The organism is Arthrobacter sp. TmtSoilC48, assembly GCF_059739425.1.
The window spans coordinates 3,965,163-3,988,988 of sequence record NZ_AP046049.1 but is presented as its reverse complement, the minus strand read 5'-3'; the positions used below and the strand labels follow the sequence as shown (position 1 = coordinate 3,988,988).

Here is a 23,826-nt window from a genome sequence, read left to right as displayed (position 1 = left end):
CTCACCGAGCCGGGCGATTCGGATACCTCAGTCGGATGCTCCGTGCGCCCTTGCTGAAACCGTTCGTCCGGTGACCCTTGTTACTCCGTTCTCAGCCGCGTCCCACGCGACTGCCTTTTTGTTGTGGGGGTTTCCGGCGTTCTTGCCAGGCAGCAACGACCCAAGAATCCACATCGCACGCCTTCACACCATGGCAATTCCTCGTCGCCGAGGCGTCATTGGCCACCGGGGCCAGTTCTTTGAAGACGAAATCACCACGCTCAACGGCCTGTACATCACGAGCAGAGCCCGAACATGGTTGGACTGCGCGCGGAAAATGGACATCGACGAGATCACTGTGGTGGCGGATCACTTGCTGCGCATACCGAGGCCGGAATTCGAGGGCCGCAGCGCGCCTTACTGCACGGTGGATGACCTGGAAGAAATGTTGGATCGCCACTGGGGAACACCGGGGATCCGCAAAGCCCGCCTTGCTTTGGAACAGGCGTGCGTCGGCGCCGACTCGGCCCCCGAAACGCGGCTTCGGCTGGCACTGGACCGGGCGGGGCTACCGACTGCGGAAGTCAACGTGCCCACGGAGTTGGGTCCCGGCGTCGTGCGTCAATCGGATGTAACTTATCGCGAGTGGCGGGTGGCGGTCGAATACGACGGGGAGGGCCATTCGGAGGCCGAGCAGATCGTGCGGGATATTGCCCGTGAGGAGGAGTTCAGCCGGGCAGGGTGGATCCTGGTCCGGATCTCCAAGCGTCACATGACCACCGGCGCGAGGTCCGCAGTGGCCAAGGTGAGGCGGGCGCTCGAGCAACGCGGTTGGTCACCCAAGTAAGTCGCAGTTGTGCGCGTTTAGCGGCCTCTAAACGCGCTTAAGTGCGACCTAGTTGGGGAAGCTAACGCAACACGCGCTGCTTCGTCTCGGGAGCGAAGAACGCCATCCACAACACAGAAAGCAGCACAAGCCCGCCGGCCATCGCAAACGACTGCGCCAAGCCGAACTCGGGCCAGAAGAACGAAGCGAACACCAAAGGCCCGAAGCCTGCGCCGATGCGGGAGAACGTCGAGGCCCAGCCGAAGCCTGAGCCCCGGAGTTCCGTCGGGTACAGCTCGGACACGTAGGCGTAGAGGACCGGGATTGCCACCTGGACCACGAAGCCAAACACCAACAGCCAGAACACGGCGGCTTGCGGCACGTCCACCACAAACGCGACGATCACCAACGTCAGCGCGGAAAGCGGACCGGTGATGGCGAGGATCCACTTGCGGCCCACCCGCTCCACCAGCAATGCGGCGACCACCACGCCCAAAAGCCCGACGGCGGCCATCCCGGCTGTGGTGACGAAGGCTTTGTACTCCTCGAAACCGGCGCCAATGAGGATCCGGGGCATCCACGTCAGGGACAGGTAGTAGACCAACAGAATGCTGAAGAACAGGGCCCAGGCTGCAGTGGTGATTTTCCAGTTGAATGTCCAGATTTTGCGGAGCTGTTCCCAGGCGCTGCCGGGGGAGAGCCTGGGGGCGGCGTGGGGTTCCGGCAGGCTGTACGCCCGGGGTGAGGCGCCCGTTGCCTCCACCAAACCATCAATCACCGCCGCGGCCTCAGCCCGACGGCCGGCCCGAATCAGGAACAACGGGGACTCGGGAACACTGCGCCGCACCCAGAAAACGAGGAGCGCAGGCAGAACCATAATCAGCATGGTGAGCCGCCAGTCACCGAAGGCAGCAACGAGTCCAGCGGAAATGAAGCCACAGAGAGCCGCGCCCACGGGCCACCAGCCATCCATCGCCGTGAGGACTTTGCCCCGCTGCCTGCGAGGCGTGAACTCACCCACCAGGGCATAGTCCACCGGGATGCAGCCGCCCAGCCCAAACCCGGCCATGAAGCGGAAGATGCAGAACCACACGATGTCCGGGGCGAAGGCGCCGAGCACGGTGAAGATGCTGAAGATCAGGAGGGTGGCCGTGAACGCCTTCTTGCGCCCGATGGTGTCGGCGATGGTTCCCCACGCAAACGCGCCCAGAGCCATGCCGATCAGGTTGGCCGTACCGATCCACGCAGCGTCAGCGGGCTGCAGGGACCAATGCTTGGACAGAAGGGGAATGAGGATGCCGTTGAGCGTCACATCCCAGGCGTCGAACATGAATCCGAGCCCACCGATCACGAAGATCCTGCCTTGGACCTTCCACCGCCACGGCAGTTCCTGCACGACTTGTTCGCCGCTGGGCACGGCTGTGTATGTATTCATCTGCCCTCCTGCATGCAACTTTATGCGCTCGGGCCAACACCGCCGTTCGCTCGGGCCAAACCGATGTTCGCGTTACTTTTGGTTTTCAATCGCCCTTCGCAGGTAACCACCGGCTTCTTCGAGAGCTCTCTTGGCCTGAGCTGGTTCGATGCCGGTGAGCAGTACCAGGATGGCGGCTTTTACCGAGCCGTTGACCGAGTCCAGTGTTGCCACGGCTTCATGCGCGTCCACACCGGTGGCGTGCTGCACTGTCCGTTGCGAGCGGGCCAGGAGTTTTTCGTTGGTCGCGCGCAGGTCAACCATCAGGTTCCCATACGTCTTGCCGAGCTTCACCATCACCAGCGTGCTGATCATGTTGAGGACAAGTTTCTGGGCCGTGCCCGAGTTCAGCCGCGTCGAGCCCGCAATGAACTCCGGACCCACCACAACCTCAATCGCCACATCCGCAAGATGACTGACGGCCGAGCCCTTGTTGCAAGCCAGCGACGCCGTGAACGCACCCTTTTTCCGGGCCTCTTCCAGCGCGCCGATCACGTACGGTGTCCGGCCGGACGCCGTAATACCCACGACGGCGTCCGCTTCCGTCACGTTGATATCGTGCAGGTCGCGCGCGCCTGCGGTCGCGTTATCTTCGGCGTACTCAACGGGTTTCTGTATCGCTTGGACGCCACCTGCAATAAGTCCGACGACGAGTCCCGGCGGGGTGCCGAACGTCGGTGGGCACTCGCTCGCGTCGAGCACACCCAGGCGCCCGGCCGTTCCAGCCCCCACATAGAGAAGGCGACCCCCACGCTGGAGTCGCTCCGCAACGGCGTCGACCGTTTGAACAATCGCAGGGCTCGCCGCCTCAACCGCGGCGTGTACTCCTGCAGTGTGGGCAAGCATGGCCGCGACGAGTTCCTCGGTGCCCATGATGTCCAGGTCGCTCAGGTTCTCGGCCGCGGCTTCGGTCTCCAGCCCGGCGAGTTCCGTGCGCAGGCCCGCGAGCCTGTCCGCGTCAGTGGGGCTAGTCGGGCCAGTTTGTTCCGTCACGGTGGATGTACCTTTCCTGGATGAGCCCGCGGCGCGTCGCAGCGAGGGCAGCACCGTCCAAGCCATCGCCCAGCGGGGCCACCACCTCAATCCCAGCCGAAGCAAGGGACTTCCGCAAGAGCTCCGCGAAGAACCCGGAGCTGACCACTCCGCCCAGCAGCGCAACACGGCGTGAGCTCCCGGAGTCGCCGCCGGCGGCCAGCTGCACGGTCTTGGTCAGGATGCGGCAGGCCTCGTCAACAATGACATTCGCGACGGCGTCACCCGCCTCCGCGGCGTGCAGAACCAGCGGTGCGAACCGGGCCATGGCGCGGTACGGGTTTTCGATGGACGCGAGCCAGCCCGGGAGCATTTCCGGGGAATCGACCAGAGCTCCCGCCGCAGCCGAAAGCGAAGTGGCGGGGCCGCCGTCGTGCGCTTCCAAAACGGCCTGGAGCCCCCGTTGGCCGATCCAACGGCCGCTGCCACGATCGCCCAGGTAGGGTCCCCAACCGTCGGCGCGATGAAGGACGCCGGCTTCATCGAAACGGAAGGCCACCGCCCCCGTCCCCACGATCAGGGTAGTGCCCGGGGCGCCTTGGAGGGCTCCAAGTTGGGCTGCGGTGGCGTCCGAAAGGACAGCTGCCGGGACGCCGAAGCGTTGGGACAACATGGAAGCCAGCTCACGGGACTTCTCCGCAGAAGCCTCGACGCCGGCCACTGCCGCGCCGATTCCTGTCAACGTGCTCACAGGCAGGCCGGGCGGAAGCATCGCGACCGTCTCAAGGAGGAGGTCGAAAGCGATCGTGGGGCCGTTGTCCATGTGGACTCCGGGGAACCCGTGCTGGTCCGCCGCGCCAAGTAATTCGATGCCGCTGCGCAGCTCCACGCGGCAACGGCTCTTCCCTACATCGGCGGCGAGAACGACATCGGTGGCTTCCATGGCTCAACCCTATGTTGTGGGGCCTGTTGTGCGTGGCAAACGTGGGGCATGGGGCGCAGCGCGGGCCCCGCAACGCAAGACCAACCAGGACCCGAAACGAGCGCGCCAACGAAACACGATAAACTCTCCATATCCCACCACCCGCGACATCTACGCGAACTAAGACGGAGACTTTTGTGAGCTTGACGCAGCTTGACCGTGTTCCCATCCGCCGTGCACTGATCTCGGTTTACGACAAGACGGGACTGGAGGAGCTCGCGAAGGGCCTGCACGCAGCCGGCGTCGCCATTGTTTCCACCGGCTCCACCGCCAAGAAGATCGCCGCCGCAGGCATCCCGGTCAAGGAAGTCGAAGAAGTCACCGGCTCCCCGGAAATGCTGGACGGCCGCGTCAAGACCCTGCACCCGCGTGTGCACGGCGGCATCCTGGCTGACCGTCGCGTCCCGGCGCACATGGAAACCCTCGCCGGTATGGAGATCGAGACGTTCGATCTCGTCGTGGTGAACCTGTACCCGTTCGTCGAGACCGTGAAGTCCGGCGCAGCACAGGACGAGGTGGTTGAGCAGATCGACATCGGAGGCCCCGCGATGGTGCGTTCGGCCGCGAAGAACCACGCCGCCGTCGCCATTGTCACGGACCCGAACTTCTACGGCGCAGTGGTTGCTGCAGCACAAGAAGGCGGTTTCGACCTGAACACGCGTCGCCGCCTCGCTGCCAAGGCGTTCGCGCACACGGCCAGCTACGACAACGCTGTGGCAACCTGGACCGCCAGCCAGTTCCTGGATGAAGACGGCGACGGCGTCATCGACTGGCCTGCCTACGCCGGTCTGTCCTTGGAGCGTTCCGAGGTCCTCCGCTACGGCGAGAACCCGCACCAGCAGGCTGCACTCTACGTGGACAAGGCTGCTCCGGCCGGCATCGCGCAGGCTGACCAGCTGCACGGCAAGGCCATGAGCTACAACAACTTCGTCGACGCCGACGCCGCCCTCCGTGCTGCGTTCGACTTCGCCGAGCCCGCCGTTGCGATCATCAAGCACGCCAACCCGTGTGGTGTCGCTGTCGGTTCCGCCGACGCTGCCGATCCGATCGCTGACGCCCACGCCAAGGCCCACGCCTGCGACCCCATTTCCGCTTTCGGTGGCGTGATCGCCGCGAACCGCACCGTCACCGCTGGCATGGCCCGCACGGTTGCCGACATCTTCACCGAGGTTGTCATTGCTCCGGATTTTGAGCCGGAAGCCGTGGAGATCCTTTCCAAGAAGAAGAACATCCGGCTGCTTGCCCTGCCTGAGGGCTACGGCCGCTACCCCTCCGAAATGCGCCAGGTCTCCGGTGGCGTGCTGGTTCAGATGAGCGACAAGGTGGACGCTGAAGGCGATAACCCAGCCAACTGGACCCTCGCAGCGGGTGAAGCCGCCGACGAGAAGACCCTCGCGGACCTCGCCTTCGCTTGGACCGCCTGCCGCGCAGCCAAGTCCAACGCCATCCTGATCGCAGATCACGGCGCCGCTGTGGGCATCGGTATGGGCCAGGTCAACCGCCTGGACTCCTGCCGCCTTGCCGTCGAGCGCGCCAACACGCTGGGCGTCACGGTGGAGTCCGACGTCGAAGGTGCTGGCGGCGCTTCGAACGCCGACGCGACCAACGCACCAGAGCGCGCACGCGGTGCCGTGGCAGCCTCGGACGCGTTCTTCCCGTTCGCTGATGGCCTGCAGATCCTGATCGATGCCGGTGTCCGCGCCGTGGTCCAGCCTGGCGGTTCTGTCCGCGATGAGGAAGTCATTGCCGCTGCCAACGCTGCAGGCATCACGATGTACTTCACCGGTGCACGCCACTTCTTCCACTAAACAACGGCGGGCAACAGCCCAAAGCCAGTGAAACGCAACGGCGGCCGCCCCCGAAAGGGGACGGCCGCCGTCGTTGTTAACAAGGTCGCGCTAAGAAGACTGCTACGAAGCCGCCGCCGTGGTGTAGGTGGACTGAATGACGGAGCCCCAGTACGGGCCATACATCGTGTTGGAGTTGCTGCCGTAGCCGTAGCTGTTCACCGAGTTCTGGTAACCGCCGGAGCTGTTGCCGATGAACCAAGGACCGCCCGAGGAACCACCGGTCATGTTGCAAGGGATTCCCTGGGTGGCGAACTGCGGGTTGTAGGGATCGTTGGTGGCGGTGCCGGAGCAGCTCTTGAGCGATTCGCCGTTGAACGGAGCAGCTGCCGGGTAGCCGAAGGACTTGTAGCTCAGGCCGCGGGCGGCGTTGAACTGGACACCGGAGGAGCCTACGACATCGGCGAGCCGCTGGCCGTTGAGGGTGTTCATGACGGCGAAGGCGGTGTCGTACTGCATGTTGCCGTTGGATGCCCATTGGGTGGGGGAGTACAGCGCCCTTGCTGTCCACTTGCCATAGGGTGCGGAGCCGTTGAGGTAGGCGGGTACGAACACGAAGTTGGTGGCGTAGGCGCCGGGTCCCTCGTTGACGCAGTGGCCTGCAGTGGACACGGTGCTCTTGTTGGCTGCTGTCACGGAGTTGCCGGAGCAGACGTAGTTGGAGCCGCCGAGGGTGAAGAAGATCTTGCCGATGTGCTTGACGGGCGTTTCGCTCTGGTTCACCTTCCGGTCGATGGTCTTGGAGTCGGTGGAGGCTTGCTGGCCCTCTATGCTTTTAAGGGCGCCCGGGGCTTCGGTGACCGGGGCTTTTCCGAGGTTGAGGAGCCGGCCGCGGTCAAGTGCCTTGTTGGCGAGGATGTCGCCTGACTTGGCGTTCTTCATGCGTTCCGGGGTCCAGTAGTCTGCGGCGCCGTTGTCCGACGCTACATGGCTGCTGACCGCAACGCCGCTGGAGTCGATGTCCTTGGCGGGGGCCGCATTTGCGCTGGTGGTTCCAACCAGGGCAAGGATTGCGGCAGCGGACAGACTCAGCAGGCTTGTGGCCAGGGTCTTGGTTTTTGTCACGTTCTTCCAACCTATCGAGGGAGTGGGGCGGCCAGTGATGGCGACCGCCGACTGACGGAATCGAAGCTACCCAACGTATGACAAGTTTGTAAAGAGTTCTTTCATAGTTTGTGATATTTTGCTTTCACTTCTTGTCACACGGCGGGGAGCGATGCACGACGCCGGTCGGCAGCTCGGGCGGCAAGGCCGCCGTCGGGCGTAAATCGCTTTCCCGCGCGGTAACGAACACGTGATCCCGGACACGAAGGGCCGCCAATCCGGCCCACTCGGGTAAGTTTAGAGATGTTGAAATCTGCAGACTTTCAGGGAGAACCCCGCCAATGGCCAAGATTATCTATACCCACACAGACGAAGCGCCGATGCTGGCTACCTACTCATTCCTGCCGATTGTGGAAGCGTATGCCTCGACCGCAGGTGTGGAGGTCGAGACCCGCGATATTTCGCTGGCAGGCCGCATCATCGCCGTTTTCGGCGATTTCCTGACTGAAGAGCAGCGCACGGGCAACGCCCTTGCTGAGCTTGGCGAACTGGCAAAGCAGCCGGAAGCCAACATCATCAAGCTGCCCAACATCAGCGCCTCAGTGCCGCAGCTCAAGGCTGCCATCGCCGAGCTCCAGGCCCAGGGCTACGCCCTCCCGGACTACCCGGACAACCCCTCCTCGGACACCGAGACGGACATCCGCTCGCGCTACGACAAAATCAAGGGCTCCGCTGTGAACCCGGTGCTGCGTGAAGGCAACTCTGACCGCCGCGCACCGCTGTCGGTGAAGAACTACGCCCGTCAGAACCCGCACTCCATGGGTGCATGGTCTGCCGATTCCAAGACCAACGTTGCCACTATGGGCCAGAACGATTTCCGCTCCAACGAGAAATCCGTTGTGCTCAAGGCTGACGATTCCCTCAGCATCCAGCTGGTCCGCGAAGACGGCACCACCAAGGTCCTCAAGAAGGACTTCCCCGTCCTGGCCGGTGAAGTTGTGGACGCTACCGTTCTGCGCGCAGACGCCCTGGACGAGTTCCTGAAGGCACAGGTTGCCCGTGCCAAGGAAGAGGGCATCCTCTTCTCCGCACACCTGAAGGCCACCATGATGAAGGTCTCGGACCCCATCATCTTCGGCCACGTGGTCAAGGCTTACTTCTCGGAGCTTTTCGATACTTACGGCAAGCAGCTCGCAGCCGCAGGCATCAGCCCGAACAACGGTCTCGCAGCCATCCTCAGCGGTCTGGAAGACCTGCCGGAAGACGTCCGCGAAGGCGTCAGGGCAGCCATCACCAAGGGCCTCGAAGACGGACCTGCGTTGGCAATGGTGGACTCGGACAAGGGCATCACCAGCCTGCACGTTCCGTCGGACATCATCGTTGACGCTTCCATGCCGGCCATGATTCGTTCCTCCGGCCACATGTGGGGCCCGGACGGCAAGGAAGCGGACACGCTCGCCGTCATCCCGGACAGCTCTTACGCCGGCGTCTACCAGGTAGTCCTGGACGACTGCCGTGCCAATGGCGCGTTCGACCCCACCACCATGGGCACCGTTCCCAACGTGGGCCTCATGGCGCAGGCAGCCGAGGAATACGGCAGCCACGACAAAACCTTCGAAATCGAGGCAGCCGGAACCGTCCAGCTCGTGGACAGCAAGGGTAACGTCCTGACCGAGCACCAGGTATCCCCGGGCGACATCTGGCGCGCATGCCAGACCAAGGATGTCCCGATCCGCGACTGGGTCAAGCTGGCCGTTACCCGCGCCCGCGCTTCCAAGACCCCGGCCGTTTTCTGGCTGGACAAGGGCCGTGCGCACGATGCCAACCTCATCGCCAAGGTCAACGAGTACCTGAAGGACCACGACACCGAGGGCCTGCAGATCGAGATCATGTCCCCGGAGGAGGCAACAGCCTTCACCCTGGAGCGCATCCGCAAGGGCGAGGACACCATCTCCGTCACCGGTAACGTCCTCCGCGATTACCTCACGGACCTGTTCCCGATCCTCGAGCTCGGCACCAGCGCCAAGATGCTCTCCATCGTTCCGCTGATCAACGGTGGCGGCCTGTTCGAGACCGGCGCCGGTGGCTCCGCTCCCAAGCACGTCCAGCAGCTGGTCAAGGAAAACCATCTTCGCTGGGACAGCCTGGGTGAATTCCTTGCCCTGGCCGTCAGCTTCGAGCACCTTGCCACCACCACGGGCAATGCCCGCGCCCAGGTCCTTGCCGACACGCTGGACCGCGCCACGGGTACCTTCCTGCTGGAAAACAAGTCCCCGCGCCGCAGCGTTGGCGAGCTGGACAACCGTGGAAGCCACTTCTACCTGGCCATGTACTGGGCACAGGAACTGGCCAAGCAGACTGAGGATGCTGAGCTGGCCAACGACTTCGCAGCCATCGCTGAAGCCCTGACCTCCAACGAGGAAGTCATCGTCGGCGAGCTGAACGCAGTCCAGGGTCCCGGCGTCGATCTGGGCGGTTACTACCGTCCGGACGCCGCCAAGGCTGCTGAGGTCATGCGCCCGTCGGCCACGTTCAACAAGGTCGTCGCGACCCTGAGCTAGTCATTACAGATAATGCCCCTGAGACCCGGTCTTGGGGGCATTATCTGTCTACATATTCCTAACGGTCGGCCAGGAAACGCTGAGGCGCCACACCGCCGTCGACGATGTCTTTCAGCACCCGGCCAATAGCCGGCGTGAACTTGAAACCATGCCCGGAGAACCCGGCGCCCACCACCAGCGGGCCAAAACGGTCCAGCACAAAGTCCTCCGTGGGCGTGGTGGTGTACGTGCAGCTGATGGGAACCGCTGTTGAAGGGTCGACGCCGGGAAGCCACTCTTGCGCGTAACGCATCAAGGCGTCGAGCTGCTCGGGTATGGGCTGGAACGTGCGCTCGTCCGGATCCATCACGGGGCCGACGCCGTGCCAGCCCGCTTTGACGCCTTCGCCGGGGGTGAGCATGCCGTAGACGGGGCTGTACCAGTACTCGTACGCGGGATCGTCCATGTCCGGGTTGTGGTTGAAGCTTGGCCACACGAGCGTGTTGTCCACGGGGGTGAAGTGGGCAGGCTGCTCCTGGGTAACAACCAGCGGCGGTAGCTTCGCGTGGTCGCCGAGGACCTTGTTCGTCCAGGCGCCGGCGGTGACCACCACGCGGTTGGCTGTGTACTCGGTCTCGTCCGTCACGACCACCACGCGTTCGGCACCGTCGACGCGGATGTCGCGGACCGGCGTCGAGTACTTGAAGATGGCGCCATGGGACTCGGCGGCCGTTCGAAGTGCCACCAGTGCATTGGCTGAACGGACCCGTCCGGATCCGGGAACGAAGAGCACATCGGTGGCGAAGTTCATGCCTTGCCACCGGTCCATGGCCTCATCGGCTGAGATGAAGTAGCTTTCGATGCCGCGTTCCTGATGGGCCGCATGGACGGTCCGGAGCCGCTCGACGTTGCCGTGGTTCGCCAGCCCCACCAGGTCCAGCAGCGGCGCCCCTGTTTCCGCAGCAAGCTCATCCCATAGGGTCTTCGCCTCGGCGACGAGGTCCAGGTAGTCGGCCTCGGCGTAGGCGGTGTTGAAGTTGCGGGTGGCGCCGTGGGAGGCACCGATGTGGTGACCGGCCTCGAACTGCTCCAGCAGGACCACGGACTTACCGCTCCGGGCCAACTGCCACGCGGCGGCCGATCCCATTGCTCCTCCGCCAACAACTACGACGTCCACCATGCCAGCTCCATCCACCCTCGGCCCACTATCAGGTTCCATTCTGCCCCCACCCGTGCAACTAGGTCGCAGCAGATGCCCTTTTGAGCGCTCAAAAGGGCATCTGCTGCTACTTACTTGGGTTGGCGCTCGTCGCAAAGGCATGGAAGATTGGGACCCGTGAAATTCCTTCACCCGTCTCCCAAGTCCTCTGCCCGCGGCGTCACGATCCTGCGCGTGGTATTCGGCGCACTGATCATGGTGCATGGCATCCAAAAGTTCGTGGCCGGGCACGCCGCCTTCGCTGCGTCGGTTGCTGCCATGGGCGTGCAGAAGCCCGAGATCGTTGCCTGGCTGGTCATCGCAGGGGAGATTGGACTGGGGCTGCTCCTGGTCCTCGGGGCCCTGACCAGGGTGGCCGGTTTCCTTGCGGCAATCATGTTCGCCGGCATCTGGTTCGTCACGGAAGCCGGCAAGCCGCTGCTTACGGACAAGTCCGGTGTCAACGCCGAACTCCTGATCGTCTACGTCGCGATTTCAGTGGCGTTCGTGTTCCTCGGTCCCGGCGCATGGTCACTGGACCGGAAGCTGGCCAGGCAGCCGATCGGCCAGCGTCGCTAAGGCCAGTGGCGTCAAGGCCGGCAGCGTTAATACAGCCGGGTTAACTCCCGACGGCGGCACGCGCCGAACGCTGTAACCTCACCGCGCAGCGCAATCTCACCGCGCGTCGTTCGGGTACCTGATCCCCAACTGGGACCGGACGCCATCGAACAAGCGCATGACGTTGATGGAGTCCTCCAGCGGCATGACCGGGCTCTCCAGCAGGCCCTGTTGAATGCAGCGGGTCACTTCGCGGAGTTCGTAGGTGTAGCCGACGCCCACCACATCGAATCGTTCATGCCGCGGCTCATCCCAACCAACACGGATCAGCAGTTCCCGGGGGTTGTTCACCGAGCCCACCGTCTGCAGATACCCGAGCCCGCCCGCCACAGTGGCAGTCCGAGGTCCATGGGCCGTCAGGGAAGAGGTTAATTGTGCCTGGGCACCGCTGGCGTAACCGAGCGTCAGCGCATTCTGTGTGTCCACGCCGTCCTCGTTCAGCGTGCCGATCGCGGTAACTGACTGTGGGAAGCCCAGTGTTCCCAAAGCCCAGAGCAACGGGTAGACGGTGATGTCCAGCAGGGCCCCGCCTCCGTCGTTGAGTGCCCAGATGCGGGCGGACGGATCGTAGGGTGCAGGGAAGCCCAGGTCCGCGCTGACCCACTGGGTGTGCCCGATTTCTCCTGACGCCGCAATGGAAAAGGCGCGCTGCATGCTTGGCAGGAAGCGGCTCCAGACTGCCTCCATGAAGAACACCTTGTGCTCGCGGGCCAGCCTCACCAGCTCGGTGGCTTCGCGGGCGTTGATGGTGAGTGCTTTCTCGCAGAGCACATGTTTGCCTGCACGCATGGCCGCCGCGGCGATCTGGAAATGCTGTGCGTGGGGTGTGGCCACGTAAACCACGTCGACGGCGGGATCCTCGAACAGTCGCTCGTAGCCGGGGACACCGGCGTCGTTCCCGTACGCCTTGGCGAAACCAAGTGTGTGCGCAAAAGCGTCCGCGGCAGCTTGGGTCCTTGAGCTCACGGCGTAGAGTTCGGCGTCCTCCAGCAGGGAAAGGTCCAGGGAAACACTGTTGGCGATGTTGCCTGTGGACACGACTCCCCATCGCAAACGCTGGCCGGTTGCAGCACGGGGATCCTGGTTGGTCTGGGTGGACAGCCACGGCTTGGCGATAGGGAGAGTCATGCCTGTCATCCTCTCATTTCCGACACTGTAAGCATTCTGTCGAGTCGCCCGAATGTCAGGCCAAACTATATTCCTCGCCTAGGCTGAGGGAATCATCCCTCGCAGAGGTTCTGTGGGGAGTTACCGAAATGGAGCAGGGATGGGTATTTTTCGGCGCGTCATTTTGCCGGTTTCCTGGCTGGTGGTTTTCGCAATAATTGCGGTGGCTTTGGTCAAGATCGCTTTCGTAGACGGCCTTAAGCCGTCTGATTCCGGGCCCGCGCCCTTGGCGCAAGTGGACATACCGGTGGTCCCGGCCACTCGTGCAACTGTCACTAATACCGTGGAAATCAAGGGCACTGTCCAGAGCGACGCAGCTGAGCCCATCCGGAGCACTTCTGCGGGCAAGGTCATTAAGGTTTTCGTCGAACAGGGCGCCACGGTTGCCAAGGGCGATGCCCTGTTCCAGGTCAAAGCCGAGCGCGCAGTGACGTCTTCGCAGCCGTCCAAGGATGGAATGTCCTCGGCGCCGAAGCCTGTATATGACTACTTCGATGTCCTGGCACCCAGCAGCGGTACCCTGCAGTCCTTAACCACGCTGATCGACCAGCAAGTGAGCGTCGGGGAAAGTGTCGGCAAGACCGACCCCGGAACGTACACCGTGGCCGGCTCGGTCACGGCCGCCCAGCAGTACCGCCTGCTCGGCAAGCCCGGGCCGGCCGAGATCGCTTTGGTGGGTGGGCCGGCGCCGTTCCAGTGCACCGAAGTGACACTCAAGAACAACGCGTCCGACGACGGCGGAGGCACCTCGGGTGGTTTGTCGTCCACAGGCGGAGGTGCTGGCATGGGTGTCGGCGGGGCAGTCGCAATCCCCGGTGGGGGCGGCGGCCAGTCGCAGGACGGTGGCACGCCCACGGGAACGCTGAGCTGCGCCATCCCGGCTGGGCATGAAGTCTTTGCCGGACTTGGCGCGACCATGACCGTCAGTGCGGGCGTCGCCGCCGATGTGGTGACGGTTCCGCTGACCTCGGTGAAGGGCAGCGTGAAGGACGGCATCGTCTGGATTGCGGGCGCAGGAGGGAGCGGGGCTGCCCCGGAGGAGCGCACCGTACAGCTTGGTTTGAATGATGGCAACGTAGTTGAAGTGACGTCCGGCTTGACCGAGGGCGAGCAGGTCCTCGAGTTCGTGCCAGGCGCTCCGGCTGCCCCGGACCCCATGATGGGGCCTGGGCAGGGCACCTACATTCCGGCGGGTTAAGTATGGACGCGATAAGCACCAGGGAAACCCTCGTCAGTCTCCGCTCGGTGACCCGTTCCGTGACGCTGCCGGACGAGCAGCAACTGCATATCCTCCGAGGCGTCGATCTTGAGGTCCAGAGCGGTGACCACACGGCCATTGTCGGCCGGTCAGGATGCGGAAAGTCGACACTGCTCAACCTCTTGGGGCTCCTGGATGTCCCCACGTCCGGTGAACTGGAATTCCTCGGCAACCCTGCGGACCGATTGAGCAGCAACGCCCGCGCCAGCCTGCGTGGTTCCACAGTTGGCTTCGTGTTCCAGCAGTTCAATCTGCTGCCGGGACGCAATGCTTTGGACAACGTCATCACTCCCTTGTTTTACGCCAAGGGCAGGGAGTTTTGGCGCCGCCGCGAACTGGCCATGGACATGTTGGACCGCGTTGGATTGGCCGCCCGAGCCAACACCATGCCAAACATGCTGTCCGGCGGTGAGCAGCAACGCGTTGCCATCGCACGCGCCTTGGTCCGCAGGCCACGGCTCATCCTTGCCGATGAACCAACAGGCGCATTGGACGTGGAAACCGGTCAGGCTGTCATGGCCTTGCTGGATACCGTGGCCACGGAAACAGCGGCCGCACTGGTGACCATCACGCACGATACCAATGTGGCGGCACTGGCCCGTGCCTGCTATCGACTGGACACCGGAGTGCTGACCCCGCTGGCACTTGCCGAAACAGCAGGAGTCAGCGCATGACCGGCTTCATGTCCACGCTGGTGGAAGCCTGGCAGGAACTCCGGATCAACAAGGTGCGTATCCTGTTGGCTCTCCTTGGGGTCGCCTTGTCTGTTGCTGCGCTGACATCCGTGGTGGGCCTCGGCAGCCTGGTACGCGAGGGGATCAAAGTGCAGTCCGAACGCGATGGAGGCCGCGTGGCAACGTTGACGCTGGGCGTCAACGGCCCGAACGCTCCCGATGCCGAAAAACTGGAGAAAGCCTACGAAGGAATCCAGCAGCGTTACGGCATCACCACGTCTGCACATGTGGGCCGCACCCAGGCGGGCTTCCAGTTTCCCCGCGGCGTGACCACCGTGAACATGACCATCGTGGACATCGGGTATGGCACCATACACCGCGTGCCCCTCACGCAAGGGACGTGGTTCGCCGCCGACGACGACCAAAGGCTCGCACCCGCCGTCGTGGTCTCCGAAGGCTTTTACAACCAAGCGGGCAGGCCCAACCTGGCCACCAATCCCACCGTCACCATCCCAGGTGACCAGCCGGCAACGGCGGTGATTATCGGCGTCGTTCCCGATACCTGGCCCGACTCTCCTCCGTCCGCGTTCATCCTCACCAACGCTGCGGCAATGACCGGTATGCAAGCTGATATGTCCGAGTTCAAGATCTGGGTGGGGGAGGAACAGGCCGCCGCACTGACCGCCGCCATCTCGGCGGACCTGCAGGGCCAGTTCCCGGGATACTACGTCCAAGCCCAACGCGTCGACTTCGCCGCCTACGGTGATCCGCTGGGACCGGCCCAGTGGATTGTGGGCGGCGTAGCCGGACTGGTGCTCCTGCTCGGGGCAGTGGGAATGCTCAACATTTCCATGGTCACCGTGCGCTACAGGGTAAGGGAAATCGGCATCCGGCGCAGTTTCGGTGCGACGTCCGGCCGGATCTTCTTCGGCGTCATGATGGAATCCGTCGTAGCCACGGCGGTTGCCGGAATCGCAGGCGTCATGCTGGCTGTCGCAGTGGTGAAGAACCCTTGGATCGAGTCAAAGGTAGCGCCCGGCCTGACCGAATATCCGTCCTTCCCCGTAGACGCAGCGCTCCTGGGCCTTGGCGCGGCTGTCCTTGTGGGCGCACTCGCCGGAGCCATCCCGGCGCTCGTGGCGGTGCGCGTCAAGGTCATCGATGCAATCCGCTTTTGACCTCCTCCGTGAGCCGGCCCTGCTGAAGCCGGAAGCAGCGTTCCGTTTTTTGCGCCAGGCTGCGGTCGTGGGTGACAACCAGGATGGTGGTGTTATGGTCCCGGCTCAGTGAGCTCAGCAGCTCAATGATGTGCTCGCCGGTCTGCTCATCCAGGTTTCCCGTGGGCTCATCGGCAAGGATCAGCTTGGGCTCGTTGGCCAGTGCCCGGGCGATCGCGACGCGTTGCTGCTCGCCACCGGAAAGGCGGTTGATCCGGCGCGACTGCTTTTCCGGATCCAACTGCACCTGCTCCAGCAATTCCTTGGCGCGCTTCAGCCGCGCAGCCTTCCGGACCCCGGCGAACTCCATGGGCAGCATGACGTTGTCCACGGCGCTGAGGTTCGGGATCAGGTTGAATTGTTGGAACACGAAGCCGATATCACGACGGCGGTACTCGGTCAGCTTGCTGTCCGGCAGTCCCGCCAGGCTGACGCCATCCACGACGACGTCTCCGCTGGTTGGTTTGTCCAGCGCACCCAGGAGCGACAACAGCGTGCTTTTGCCGCTGCCGCTCTTGCCGACGATGGAAGCAAGAGATCCCTTCTCCAGCTGGAAACTCACACCATTGACAGGCTTGATGGTCCTGTCACCGGACTTGAACTGACGGACCAGGTCCTTGACTTCAATCACGGCTATTCTCCTCGGAGTACTTCGATGGGACGGATGCGGGCGGTCAGCAAGGCCGGGACCAATGCGCCGATGATGGCCACCGCGAAGACCGCGGCGATGCCTGCAGCGATGACGCCGGGGGAGGCGCTCGCAGTGACGGAAGTGAGCAATTGGGAGGCCCCGCCGAACGGACCGCCCTGGCCACCGGCGAAACCTCCACCGGCGAACCCTCCACCGCCGAAGCCGCCCGCGCGCTGGGTGGCTGGGGCCGCCGTCGTGCTTGTGTTGGAACTGATCAGCGCGGACGCGATACTGCCGCTGGCGAGCGATGCAATGGCGGCACCCACCACGCTGCCTAAAGCCACGAGTACCAGCGATTCCAGGACGAACTGGAGGCCGATAGTGCGGTTCCGGGCACCGATGGCCTTCAGCACGCCAATTTCGCGGCGGCGTTCACGGACCAGCATCACCATGATCAGCAGGATGATGAGTCCGGCGGTAGCGAGTGCAGCAATGAACGCGACCAGGGAGATGTTCTTGACGCTGTCCAGCGAACTGACCGCGGTTTCGAGGTTGCGTTGGCCTTGCGTGACGTCTGCTTTGCCGGTTCCCAACGCGGCCTGGACGGCCGTCTTGGTGCTGTCGACGTTTTCCATGCTGTTGACCGTGACGATCATCGTGGAGAGCTCGTCAGGGGTACCCGCCAGCGTCTGGGCCTCGGGCAATGTCACGTACACGGCGTTGTTGCCGAAGGCGGTTCCGGCGTCGAAGATGCCCGCCACCGTGAAGGTCTTGTCCTGGATGGTGAACGTCGAGCCGACCGTAAGGCTGTTCTTCTCGGCCAGCGTCGTTCCTACCAGCGCTTTTGCCTGGGCCGTGGCGTAGTCGCCCAAGCCCGTGCCGCTGGTGATGTCCAAGGCCTTGCCGGTGCTGTCGACCTCGGCGCCGATGCCCGTGGCCGTAATAGGAAGGGTGCGAACCCGTTGGGCGGTGCCCGCACCTCCGGTGTTGGTGGTGGAGCCGTTGCGGTTGCCGAGGGTGCCTGCATCGATGGCTGCCGTGAGGTTGGTGGTGACGCTGGCCTGCTGCCCGCCGGGACCGAAACCGCCCTGAACGGCTTGCTCGGTGGTGCCTGTTTCTGCCGTGGCCGTTTGCAGACGCAGCGCCTTGGTACCCACCACGGACGTCACGTTGGTGACCGAAGCTGCCGTCTGCGCTTGAGCAGTGGTGAGCGGTTCGCCGCCACCTTCGAAGCCCTGCCCACCAGCCGGATTCACTGTCAGGGTGGTGCCCACGGAAGCATTGAGCTCCTGGACCTTGGCACCCACGGCCTGGTTGGCAACGAGCATGGCCAACGCCAGGCCGATCGCTACGGCCAGCACAGCGACTACCGCGGCCGTTCTGATTTTGTTGCGGAAGGCATTGCCTACGCTTCGGGCAAGGACGCTCACGTTTCTCCTTTGGACCTGCTTGGTTCCGCAGACCGCTGGCTCGCGGGCTGCAGGTCCAACACTGCTGAGCGCTGCTGTGCGGGAAGCCTGCCGAAGCTATGCGTGGGCTGTGAAATGTGCGGAGGTCAGGCAGGTCCGGATTCCGAACGACCTCTTGACAGCGTGACGAGCTACAAAGGCATAATAGGACAGCCCCTTGAGAAAGCGCTTTCTCGCAGTGAGGGCAAGGAAAAGCTGTTAGTCGAATCGCCCATTCCCGCTACCAGGCATGTGCTCTTTGGCGTGCCGGAAAACAGGCCAATGACGTCCACAACATCCCCGAACAACCTTCACTCCCGATTCCCGAACCGCCCGTTACGGCGACTTCCAGCCACGGTGGCAGCAGTAGCAGGCATCGCGCTGGCGGCAACGCTGGCAAGCGCGCCCCCGAGCAGCGCCGAACCGGTTGATCTGCACGGTTCGCCCACAGTCTCAATACACGATTCAGCTCCCACAGGTTGGGCCTCCGTTGGCAGCACCCCGGCCGGCCCGGGGACCAACGGTGGGTCCGACGCCCCGTCGGAGAACGTTCACGTGGTGAGCACCTTGGCAGAACTCAAGGCAGCCACGCTGAATAACGGCGACCCCAAGGCACCCAAAATCATCTACATCCGGGGGATTATCAACGGTAACGAAGCCCCTGACGGAAAGATCCTTGGCGAGCAGGACTACGCTCCCGGCTACAACATCCAGAAGTATATGAGCTGCTTTCTGGACAATGGCAAGACCTGGAGCGACCAAGCGTTCCCGTACTGCAAGCAAATGAGGCAATTGCGTCAACAGGGCAGCAACGCCATGAAGCGGCAGATCGAGGTGAACCTTCCGAGCAACACCACGCTGCTGGGACTGGACGACGACTCCGGGCTGGTGGGAGCCAACGTGATCATGAACGTTGCCAGCAACGTTGTGATTCGGAACTTGAGCATTGAATCCCCCGTGGACTGGTTCACCACGTGGTCTCCCGACGACGGTGACGGGGCCTGGAACGCCCGCTTCGACTGCTTGTCTGCCGTGACCTCGGACCACATCTGGATTGACCATGTCCTGGTGACAGACGGCCGCTATCCTGACAGCGAGGCGCCCAAGGACTTCAAGAACGAGCCCGTCATCCGCCACGACGGCCTGCTGGATTTGAAGGACGGAACAGACTTCGTCACGATCTCCAACAGCCAACTCAAAGACCACGACAAGACGAGCCTTCTGGGATCCGGCGACGAGCATGTAGACAAGGACGGCGGAAAGCTCCGCGTAAGCTTCATTTCGAACCTCTTCGAGAACACCCAACAGCGTGGTCCCCGGGTCCGCTTCGGCCAGGTGCACGTTCTGAACAACTACTTCGTTGGCAGTAGCGAGGACCCGGACTATCCCATGATTAGTCAGGAGCAGGGCGGCACCAGCTACTTCATCGGCGCGGGCTACGATTCCCGGATCTTCTCCGAGTACAACGCCTTTGACTACTCCGGGCCGGACGCCGATGAATCCATAACCGTCACCAGCTACAACGGCAATATGTTCAGTGATACCGGTTCCTGGTTCAACGGTGACCCCGTCAACCTGGAAGCCATCGCCCAAGACTCCTTTGACGAACGCAAGGCGGAAGCGGTAGCCGCCGCGGCTGAGTCAGGCACCGACGGACCCGAATGGGCCCAGCGTGACTTTACGTCCGACGTTGGCTGGTCACCTTCGGATAACTACGAGTACCGGACGCTGAAATCGCCGGACGCAGTCCGCAAGGCAGTGCTGAACTTTTCGGGACCCGGGGTGATCAAGGTCCAAGAGGGGAAGTAGCCCTACAGTTCAGGCAAAGCGAGAGCCCCGGCCCGCCTGCTGGCGGACCGGGGCTCTGCTGTTACTTGGAGCTAGCTGTTACTTGGTGCTCGGTGCTACTTGGTGATCGGTGTTACTTGGTGATCGGGCCGAGTACCGGATCGTCGACGTAAGCCGTCTTGACGTTCGCTGCCGTCACGATCTGCGGCGGGAGCAGGTAAGCCGGAACAGTCTTGACACCGTTCTTGTAAGAATCCTTGTCATTGATTTCCAGCTGCTTGCCGGCCTGCAGGTCCTTCACCATGGTGATGGCGTGCTCAACCAGCTTGCGGGTGTCCTTGTTGATGGTGGAGTACTGCTCGCCAGCCATGATCGACTTGACCGACTCAACCTCGGAGTCCTGGCCGGTGATGACCGGCGTCGGCTTTCCTGCGGCCTTGACCGAGTTCAGGATGTAGCGTGCCAAGAGGTCGTTCGGGGACAGTACGCCGTCCAGCGGGGCCGAGGTGTAGCTGCCTGCCAAGAGGGTGTCCGCACGCTTCTGCGCGTTTTCGCCCTTCCAACCCTGGGTAACAGCCTGCTCGAAAGTGGTCTGGCCGGAGAGTACCTTCAGGGTTCCGTCGTCGATCTTCGGCTTCAGCACGCTCATGGCTCCGTCGAAGAAGACCTTGGCGTTGGCATCATCCGGGGAACCGGCGAAGAGCTCGATGTTGTACGGGCCGGAAGCTTTCTTGGCCTTCAGTCCATCCAGCAGGGCCTGGCCCTGCAGCACACCGACCTTGAAGTTGTCGTACGCCACGTAGTAGTCCACGTTCTCCGTGTTCAGGAGCAAACGGTCATAAGCAATGACCGTGGCGCCGGAGTCCTTGGCCTGCTTGAGCTGCGTACCCAGCTGGGCGCCGTCGATTGCGCCAACGATGATGACCTTTGCACCCTTGGTGACCATGGCGCTGATCTGGTTCTGCTGCTCGGACACGCCGCCGTTGGCGAACTGGACGTCGGGCTTGAACCCGGCGCCGCTGAGGCCGTCGTTGAACAGCTTCTCCGCGAGGACCCAGTTTTCACTGGTCTTCTGCGGAAGGGCGACGCCGATCATCGAGTCCTTGGGGAACGCTTCCCCGCCAGCAGTGCTGCTGCTTGAGCCGCTGTCAGAGCGGCCGCAGGCTGTCAGCGCCAGTGCCGCGATGGCAGCGACTGCTGCTGCCTTTCCTGCTTTACCAAACATTCGCATATCTTGGTTCACTTTCTGTGTGGGTGGGGTGGAGCGAGTCAGGCGGAAACCGGTCACGCTTCCTTGGAGATGACCTCTTTGGTGGACGTGGTCTCGTCCGGCTTGATGTCGTTGTTGCGCTGGAAGTTCTTCATCAACAGGCCGGTGATGGACCGCTTGCCTTGGATCTTGTTGTAGACGTCGAAGGCTACGGCGGCCAGGAGCACCAGGCCCTTGATGATCTGGGTGAGGTCGGCGCCTACGCCCAGGAGCTGGAGGCCGTTGTTCAGCACGGCCATCACCAGGCCACCGACGATCGAGCCGATCACGGTGCCAACGCCGCCGGTAACTGCGGCGCCACCGATGAACACGGCTGCGATTGCGTCCAGTTCCCAACCGACGCCGTCAAAGGGGCCGGATGCGGTGGATCGGCCAACGAAGATCATGCCGGCGAGGCCTGCAAGGACGGACATGTTGAGCATGACCATGAAGTTGACCTTCTTGGACTGCACACCGGACAGTTCTGCTGCGTGCCGGTTACCACCAACAGCGTAGACGTGGCGGCCAAGGACGGTCTTGTCAGCGATGAAACCGTAGATCAGGACCAGCACGGCCAGGATCAAACCGGGGATTGGGAAGGAGGTTCCGGGGCGGCCGGTGGCGAAGAGGTACGTGGCGTAGAGGATGGCACCGCAGATCAGCACCAGCTTGGTGACCTCAACCCAGAGCTCGGGAACGTCGGCGCCGAGGGCTTTGTTGGTAGCGCGGGCCCGCAGGGACATGATGACAACAAACGCCGCGGCCACGATGCCCAACAACAAGGTGAGGTTGTTGAAGCCCGTGTTTGGCCCAATTTCCGGCAGGTAGCCCGAGCCCAGGTACTGGAAGTCGCTGGGAACAGGGATGGTGTTGGATTTGCCTACGAACTGGTTGAAACCACGGAACAGGAGCATGCCTGCCAGCGTCACGATGAAGGCGGGGATGCCCACATACGCTGTCCAAAATCCTTGCCAGGCACCGATGATTGCACCGAGCACCAGTCCGAACAGCACACCCATGTACCAGGGGATGCCCCAGTCCCGGATCGCGAGGGCTACGGAAACACCCACAAATGCGGCCACGGAACCCACGGACAGGTCAATATGGCCGGCGATAATCACCAGGACCATGCCGATGGCCAGGATCAGAATGTAGGAGTTGCCGTTGAACAGGTTGATCACATTGCCCGGGGTCAGCGTCCGGCCCTCGGTGAAGATCTGGAAGAAGACGATAAGTGCCACCAGGGCGAAGATCATGCCGAACTGGCGGGTATTGCCACCAAATAGCTTCTTGAGCGCGTTCATTGTTTTGGTCCTTGTGTCAGGAAGGGGTGAGTCTGGGCCAACGGTCAGGCCGTCTTGCGGGCGGAGGTCATGAGTTTCATCAGGCTTTCCTGGCTCGCTTCGTTCTTGTCCAGGACACCGGTGATGGCGCCTTCAAAAATGGTGTAAATGCGATCGGACAGGCCCAGGAGTTCAGGAAGCTCCGAGGAAATGACAATCACTCCCTTGCCCTGGTTCGCCAGCCGCTGGATGATGCCGTAAATCTCATACTTGGCGCCGACGTCGATTCCCCGCGTGGGTTCATCAAGAATCAGGAGATCCGGATCGGTGAACATCCATTTGGCCAGCACCACTTTCTGCTGGTTTCCGCCGGAGAGCTTGGCGACGCCTTCCTCCACTGACGGTGTCTTGGTACGCAGGGATTTTCGGTACTCCTCTGCAACCGAGAACTCCTTGCGGTCGTCCACCACTGTGTACTTGCTGATCGCCCGGAGGTTCGCGGCTACCGTGGTGGTCTTGATGTCATCCAGCAGGTTCAGGCCGAGGGACTTCCGGTCTTCCGTGACGTAACCCAAGCCGGCGTCGATGGCCGCCCGGACGCTGCGGAGGTTGACCGGCTTGCCGTCCTTGTAAACCTGTCCCTTGATGTAGCGGCCATAGGAGTGCCCGAACAGGGATCGGGCAAGTTCTGTTCGGCCGGCCCCCATGAGTCCTGCGAAGCCCACGATCTCACCGCGGCGTACGTAGAAGTTGGAGCCTTTGCAGATCAGGCGGTCCTGGATCTGCGGGTGGCCGACGGTCCAGTCCTTGACCTCGAAGAAGATCTCGCCGATCTTGGGCTCATGGTCCGGGAACCGGGACTCGAGCGTCCGGCCCACCATGCCTTTGATGATGCGGTCCTCGTCAACGCCATCCCGCTTGACGTTCAGTGTCTCGATCGACTTGCCATCACGGATAATGGTGATCTCATCGGCAATCTGTTCGATCTCGTTGAGCTTGTGGGAAATGATGATCGAGGTGATGCCCTTGCCCTTCAGGCCCAGGATCAGGTCCAGCAGGTGCTGGGAGTCCGATTCGTTCAGGGCCGCTGTGGGCTCGTCCAGGATCAGCAGGCGGACGGACTTGTTCAGCGCCTTGGCGATTTCCACCAGCTGCTGCTTGCCGACGCCAAGTTCCTTGATGGGGGTGTCCGGATCCTCACGGAGGCCAACCCTGGCCAGCAGTTCAATGGAACGTTTCCGGGCTTCTGCCCAGTCGATGATTCCCCACTTGCTGGGCTCGTTGCCCAGGAAGATGTTCTCGGTAATCGAAAGCTCCGGGATCAAGGCCAGTTCCTGGTGGATGATGACGATGCCCGCGGCTTCGCTTGCGCGGATGTCCTTGAATTGCTGCGTTTCGGCCATGTACACGATGTCTCCCGTGTAGCTGCCGTAGGGGTAGACCCCGGAAAGAACCTTCATCAGCGTGGATTTTCCGGCGCCGTTTTCGCCACAGATTGCGTGGATTTCGCCGGCCTTTACGCGCAGGCTCACATTCGACAAAGCCTTCACGCCGGGGAATTCCTTCGTGATCGAGCGCATCTCCAAGAGGATGGGTTCGTCCTGCGTGTCAGGGGTTGTCATCAGCCCTTA

19 protein-coding genes are annotated in these 23,826 nt (G+C 62.7%); 8 read left to right on the top strand and 11 right to left on the bottom strand.

Annotated elements, in window-relative coordinates:
- The first annotated feature begins 190 nt into the window (after positions 1-190).
- Positions 191-826, top strand: coding sequence for an endonuclease domain-containing protein (locus AC6I97_RS18355; RefSeq protein WP_497945850.1), 636 nt, complete (start codon positions 191-193; stop codon positions 824-826).
- A gap of 61 nt (positions 827-887) precedes the next feature.
- On the opposite strand, the gene AC6I97_RS18350 is transcribed toward AC6I97_RS18355, so the two are convergent.
- The 3 genes from AC6I97_RS18350 to AC6I97_RS18340 form a co-directional block, all read right to left on the bottom strand.
- On the bottom strand, positions 888-2,240 hold the full coding sequence (locus tag AC6I97_RS18350) for an MFS transporter (protein ID WP_497945849.1): 1,353 nt from the start codon (positions 2,238-2,240) through the stop codon (positions 888-890).
- A gap of 72 nt (positions 2,241-2,312) precedes the next feature.
- Positions 2,313-3,272: an N-acetylmuramic acid 6-phosphate etherase gene (murQ, locus tag AC6I97_RS18345; RefSeq protein WP_497945848.1), complete on the bottom strand. Its 960-nt coding sequence runs from the start codon at positions 3,270-3,272 to the stop codon at positions 2,313-2,315.
- Positions 3,247-4,194, bottom strand: coding sequence for an N-acetylglucosamine kinase (locus AC6I97_RS18340; protein WP_497945846.1), 948 nt, complete (start codon positions 4,192-4,194; stop codon positions 3,247-3,249). Before AC6I97_RS18340 ends, murQ begins: the two co-directional genes overlap by 26 nt.
- 176 nt (positions 4,195-4,370) lie before the next feature.
- On the opposite strand from AC6I97_RS18340, the gene purH reads away from it, so the two are divergent.
- The gene (purH, locus tag AC6I97_RS18335; RefSeq protein ID WP_497945844.1) at positions 4,371-6,041 is read left to right on the top strand and encodes a bifunctional phosphoribosylaminoimidazolecarboxamide formyltransferase/IMP cyclohydrolase; all 1,671 of its coding nucleotides are present in this window, start codon (positions 4,371-4,373) and stop codon (positions 6,039-6,041) included.
- Positions 6,042-6,143: 102 nt separating this feature from the next.
- On the opposite strand, the gene AC6I97_RS18330 is transcribed toward purH, so the two are convergent.
- A complete protein-coding gene (locus AC6I97_RS18330; RefSeq protein ID WP_224166765.1) occupies positions 6,144-7,145 on the bottom strand; it encodes a trypsin-like serine peptidase in 1,002 nt (333 codons plus the stop codon).
- 320 nt (positions 7,146-7,465) lie between these two features.
- On the opposite strand from AC6I97_RS18330, the gene AC6I97_RS18325 reads away from it, so the two are divergent.
- Complete coding sequence (locus tag AC6I97_RS18325) at positions 7,466-9,685, top strand: NADP-dependent isocitrate dehydrogenase (RefSeq protein ID WP_497945842.1); 2,220 nt, start codon at positions 7,466-7,468, stop codon at positions 9,683-9,685.
- A 58-nt stretch (positions 9,686-9,743) separates the two neighbouring features.
- Here AC6I97_RS18325 and AC6I97_RS18320 read toward each other — a convergent pair whose 3' ends face one another.
- Positions 9,744-10,844: an FAD-dependent oxidoreductase gene (locus tag AC6I97_RS18320; RefSeq protein WP_497945840.1), complete on the bottom strand. Its 1,101-nt coding sequence runs from the start codon at positions 10,842-10,844 to the stop codon at positions 9,744-9,746.
- Between the two features lie 156 nt (positions 10,845-11,000).
- On the opposite strand from AC6I97_RS18320, the gene AC6I97_RS18315 reads away from it, so the two are divergent.
- Positions 11,001-11,441 (top strand): DoxX family protein, encoded by a 441-nt coding sequence (locus tag AC6I97_RS18315; RefSeq protein WP_224091487.1) that lies wholly within the window; start codon positions 11,001-11,003, stop codon positions 11,439-11,441.
- A gap of 96 nt (positions 11,442-11,537) precedes the next feature.
- Here AC6I97_RS18315 and AC6I97_RS18310 read toward each other — a convergent pair whose 3' ends face one another.
- Complete coding sequence (locus AC6I97_RS18310) at positions 11,538-12,608, bottom strand: Gfo/Idh/MocA family protein (RefSeq protein ID WP_224166768.1); 1,071 nt, start codon at positions 12,606-12,608, stop codon at positions 11,538-11,540.
- A 139-nt stretch (positions 12,609-12,747) separates the two neighbouring features.
- Here AC6I97_RS18310 and AC6I97_RS18305 point away from each other — a divergent pair, with 139 nt between their 5' ends.
- From AC6I97_RS18305 to AC6I97_RS18295, 3 genes are read left to right on the top strand one after another with little or no spacing between them, the layout of a single operon-like run.
- A complete protein-coding gene (locus tag AC6I97_RS18305) occupies positions 12,748-13,845 on the top strand; it encodes an efflux RND transporter periplasmic adaptor subunit (protein WP_497945838.1) in 1,098 nt (365 codons plus the stop codon).
- 2 nt (positions 13,846-13,847) lie between these two features.
- A complete protein-coding gene (locus tag AC6I97_RS18300) occupies positions 13,848-14,579 on the top strand; it encodes an ABC transporter ATP-binding protein (protein WP_224091492.1) in 732 nt (243 codons plus the stop codon).
- Positions 14,576-15,757, top strand: a complete 1,182-nt coding sequence (locus tag AC6I97_RS18295) for an ABC transporter permease (protein ID WP_224091494.1) — start codon at positions 14,576-14,578, stop codon at positions 15,755-15,757. Before AC6I97_RS18300 ends, AC6I97_RS18295 begins: the two co-directional genes overlap by 4 nt.
- Here the strand turns inward: AC6I97_RS18295 and AC6I97_RS18290 are convergent.
- Together AC6I97_RS18290 and AC6I97_RS18285 are read right to left on the bottom strand one after the other, a co-directional pair.
- Positions 15,735-16,427, bottom strand: coding sequence for an ABC transporter ATP-binding protein (locus tag AC6I97_RS18290; RefSeq protein WP_224091496.1), 693 nt, complete (start codon positions 16,425-16,427; stop codon positions 15,735-15,737). The two genes, AC6I97_RS18295 and AC6I97_RS18290, sit on opposite strands and share 23 nt — an antisense overlap.
- A gap of 2 nt (positions 16,428-16,429) precedes the next feature.
- On the bottom strand, positions 16,430-17,857 hold the full coding sequence (locus AC6I97_RS18285; RefSeq protein WP_497945832.1) for an ABC transporter permease: 1,428 nt from the start codon (positions 17,855-17,857) through the stop codon (positions 16,430-16,432).
- Positions 17,858-18,157: 300 nt separating this feature from the next.
- Here AC6I97_RS18285 and AC6I97_RS18280 point away from each other — a divergent pair, with 300 nt between their 5' ends.
- Entirely contained in the window at positions 18,158-19,684 is a 1,527-nt protein-coding gene (locus AC6I97_RS18280; protein WP_497945828.1) for a pectate lyase family protein, read from the top strand.
- Between the two features lie 112 nt (positions 19,685-19,796).
- On the opposite strand, the gene AC6I97_RS18275 is transcribed toward AC6I97_RS18280, so the two are convergent.
- From AC6I97_RS18275 to mmsA, 3 genes are read right to left on the bottom strand one after another with little or no spacing between them, the layout of a single operon-like run.
- Positions 19,797-20,894 (bottom strand): substrate-binding domain-containing protein, encoded by a 1,098-nt coding sequence (locus tag AC6I97_RS18275; RefSeq protein ID WP_224091499.1) that lies wholly within the window; start codon positions 20,892-20,894, stop codon positions 19,797-19,799.
- A gap of 53 nt (positions 20,895-20,947) precedes the next feature.
- Entirely contained in the window at positions 20,948-22,216 is a 1,269-nt protein-coding gene (gene mmsB / locus AC6I97_RS18270; RefSeq protein ID WP_224091500.1) for a multiple monosaccharide ABC transporter permease, read from the bottom strand.
- 44 nt (positions 22,217-22,260) lie between these two features.
- Complete coding sequence (mmsA, locus tag AC6I97_RS18265; protein ID WP_224091501.1) at positions 22,261-23,817, bottom strand: multiple monosaccharide ABC transporter ATP-binding protein; 1,557 nt, start codon at positions 23,815-23,817, stop codon at positions 22,261-22,263.
- Positions 23,818-23,826: the final 9 nt, after the last annotated feature.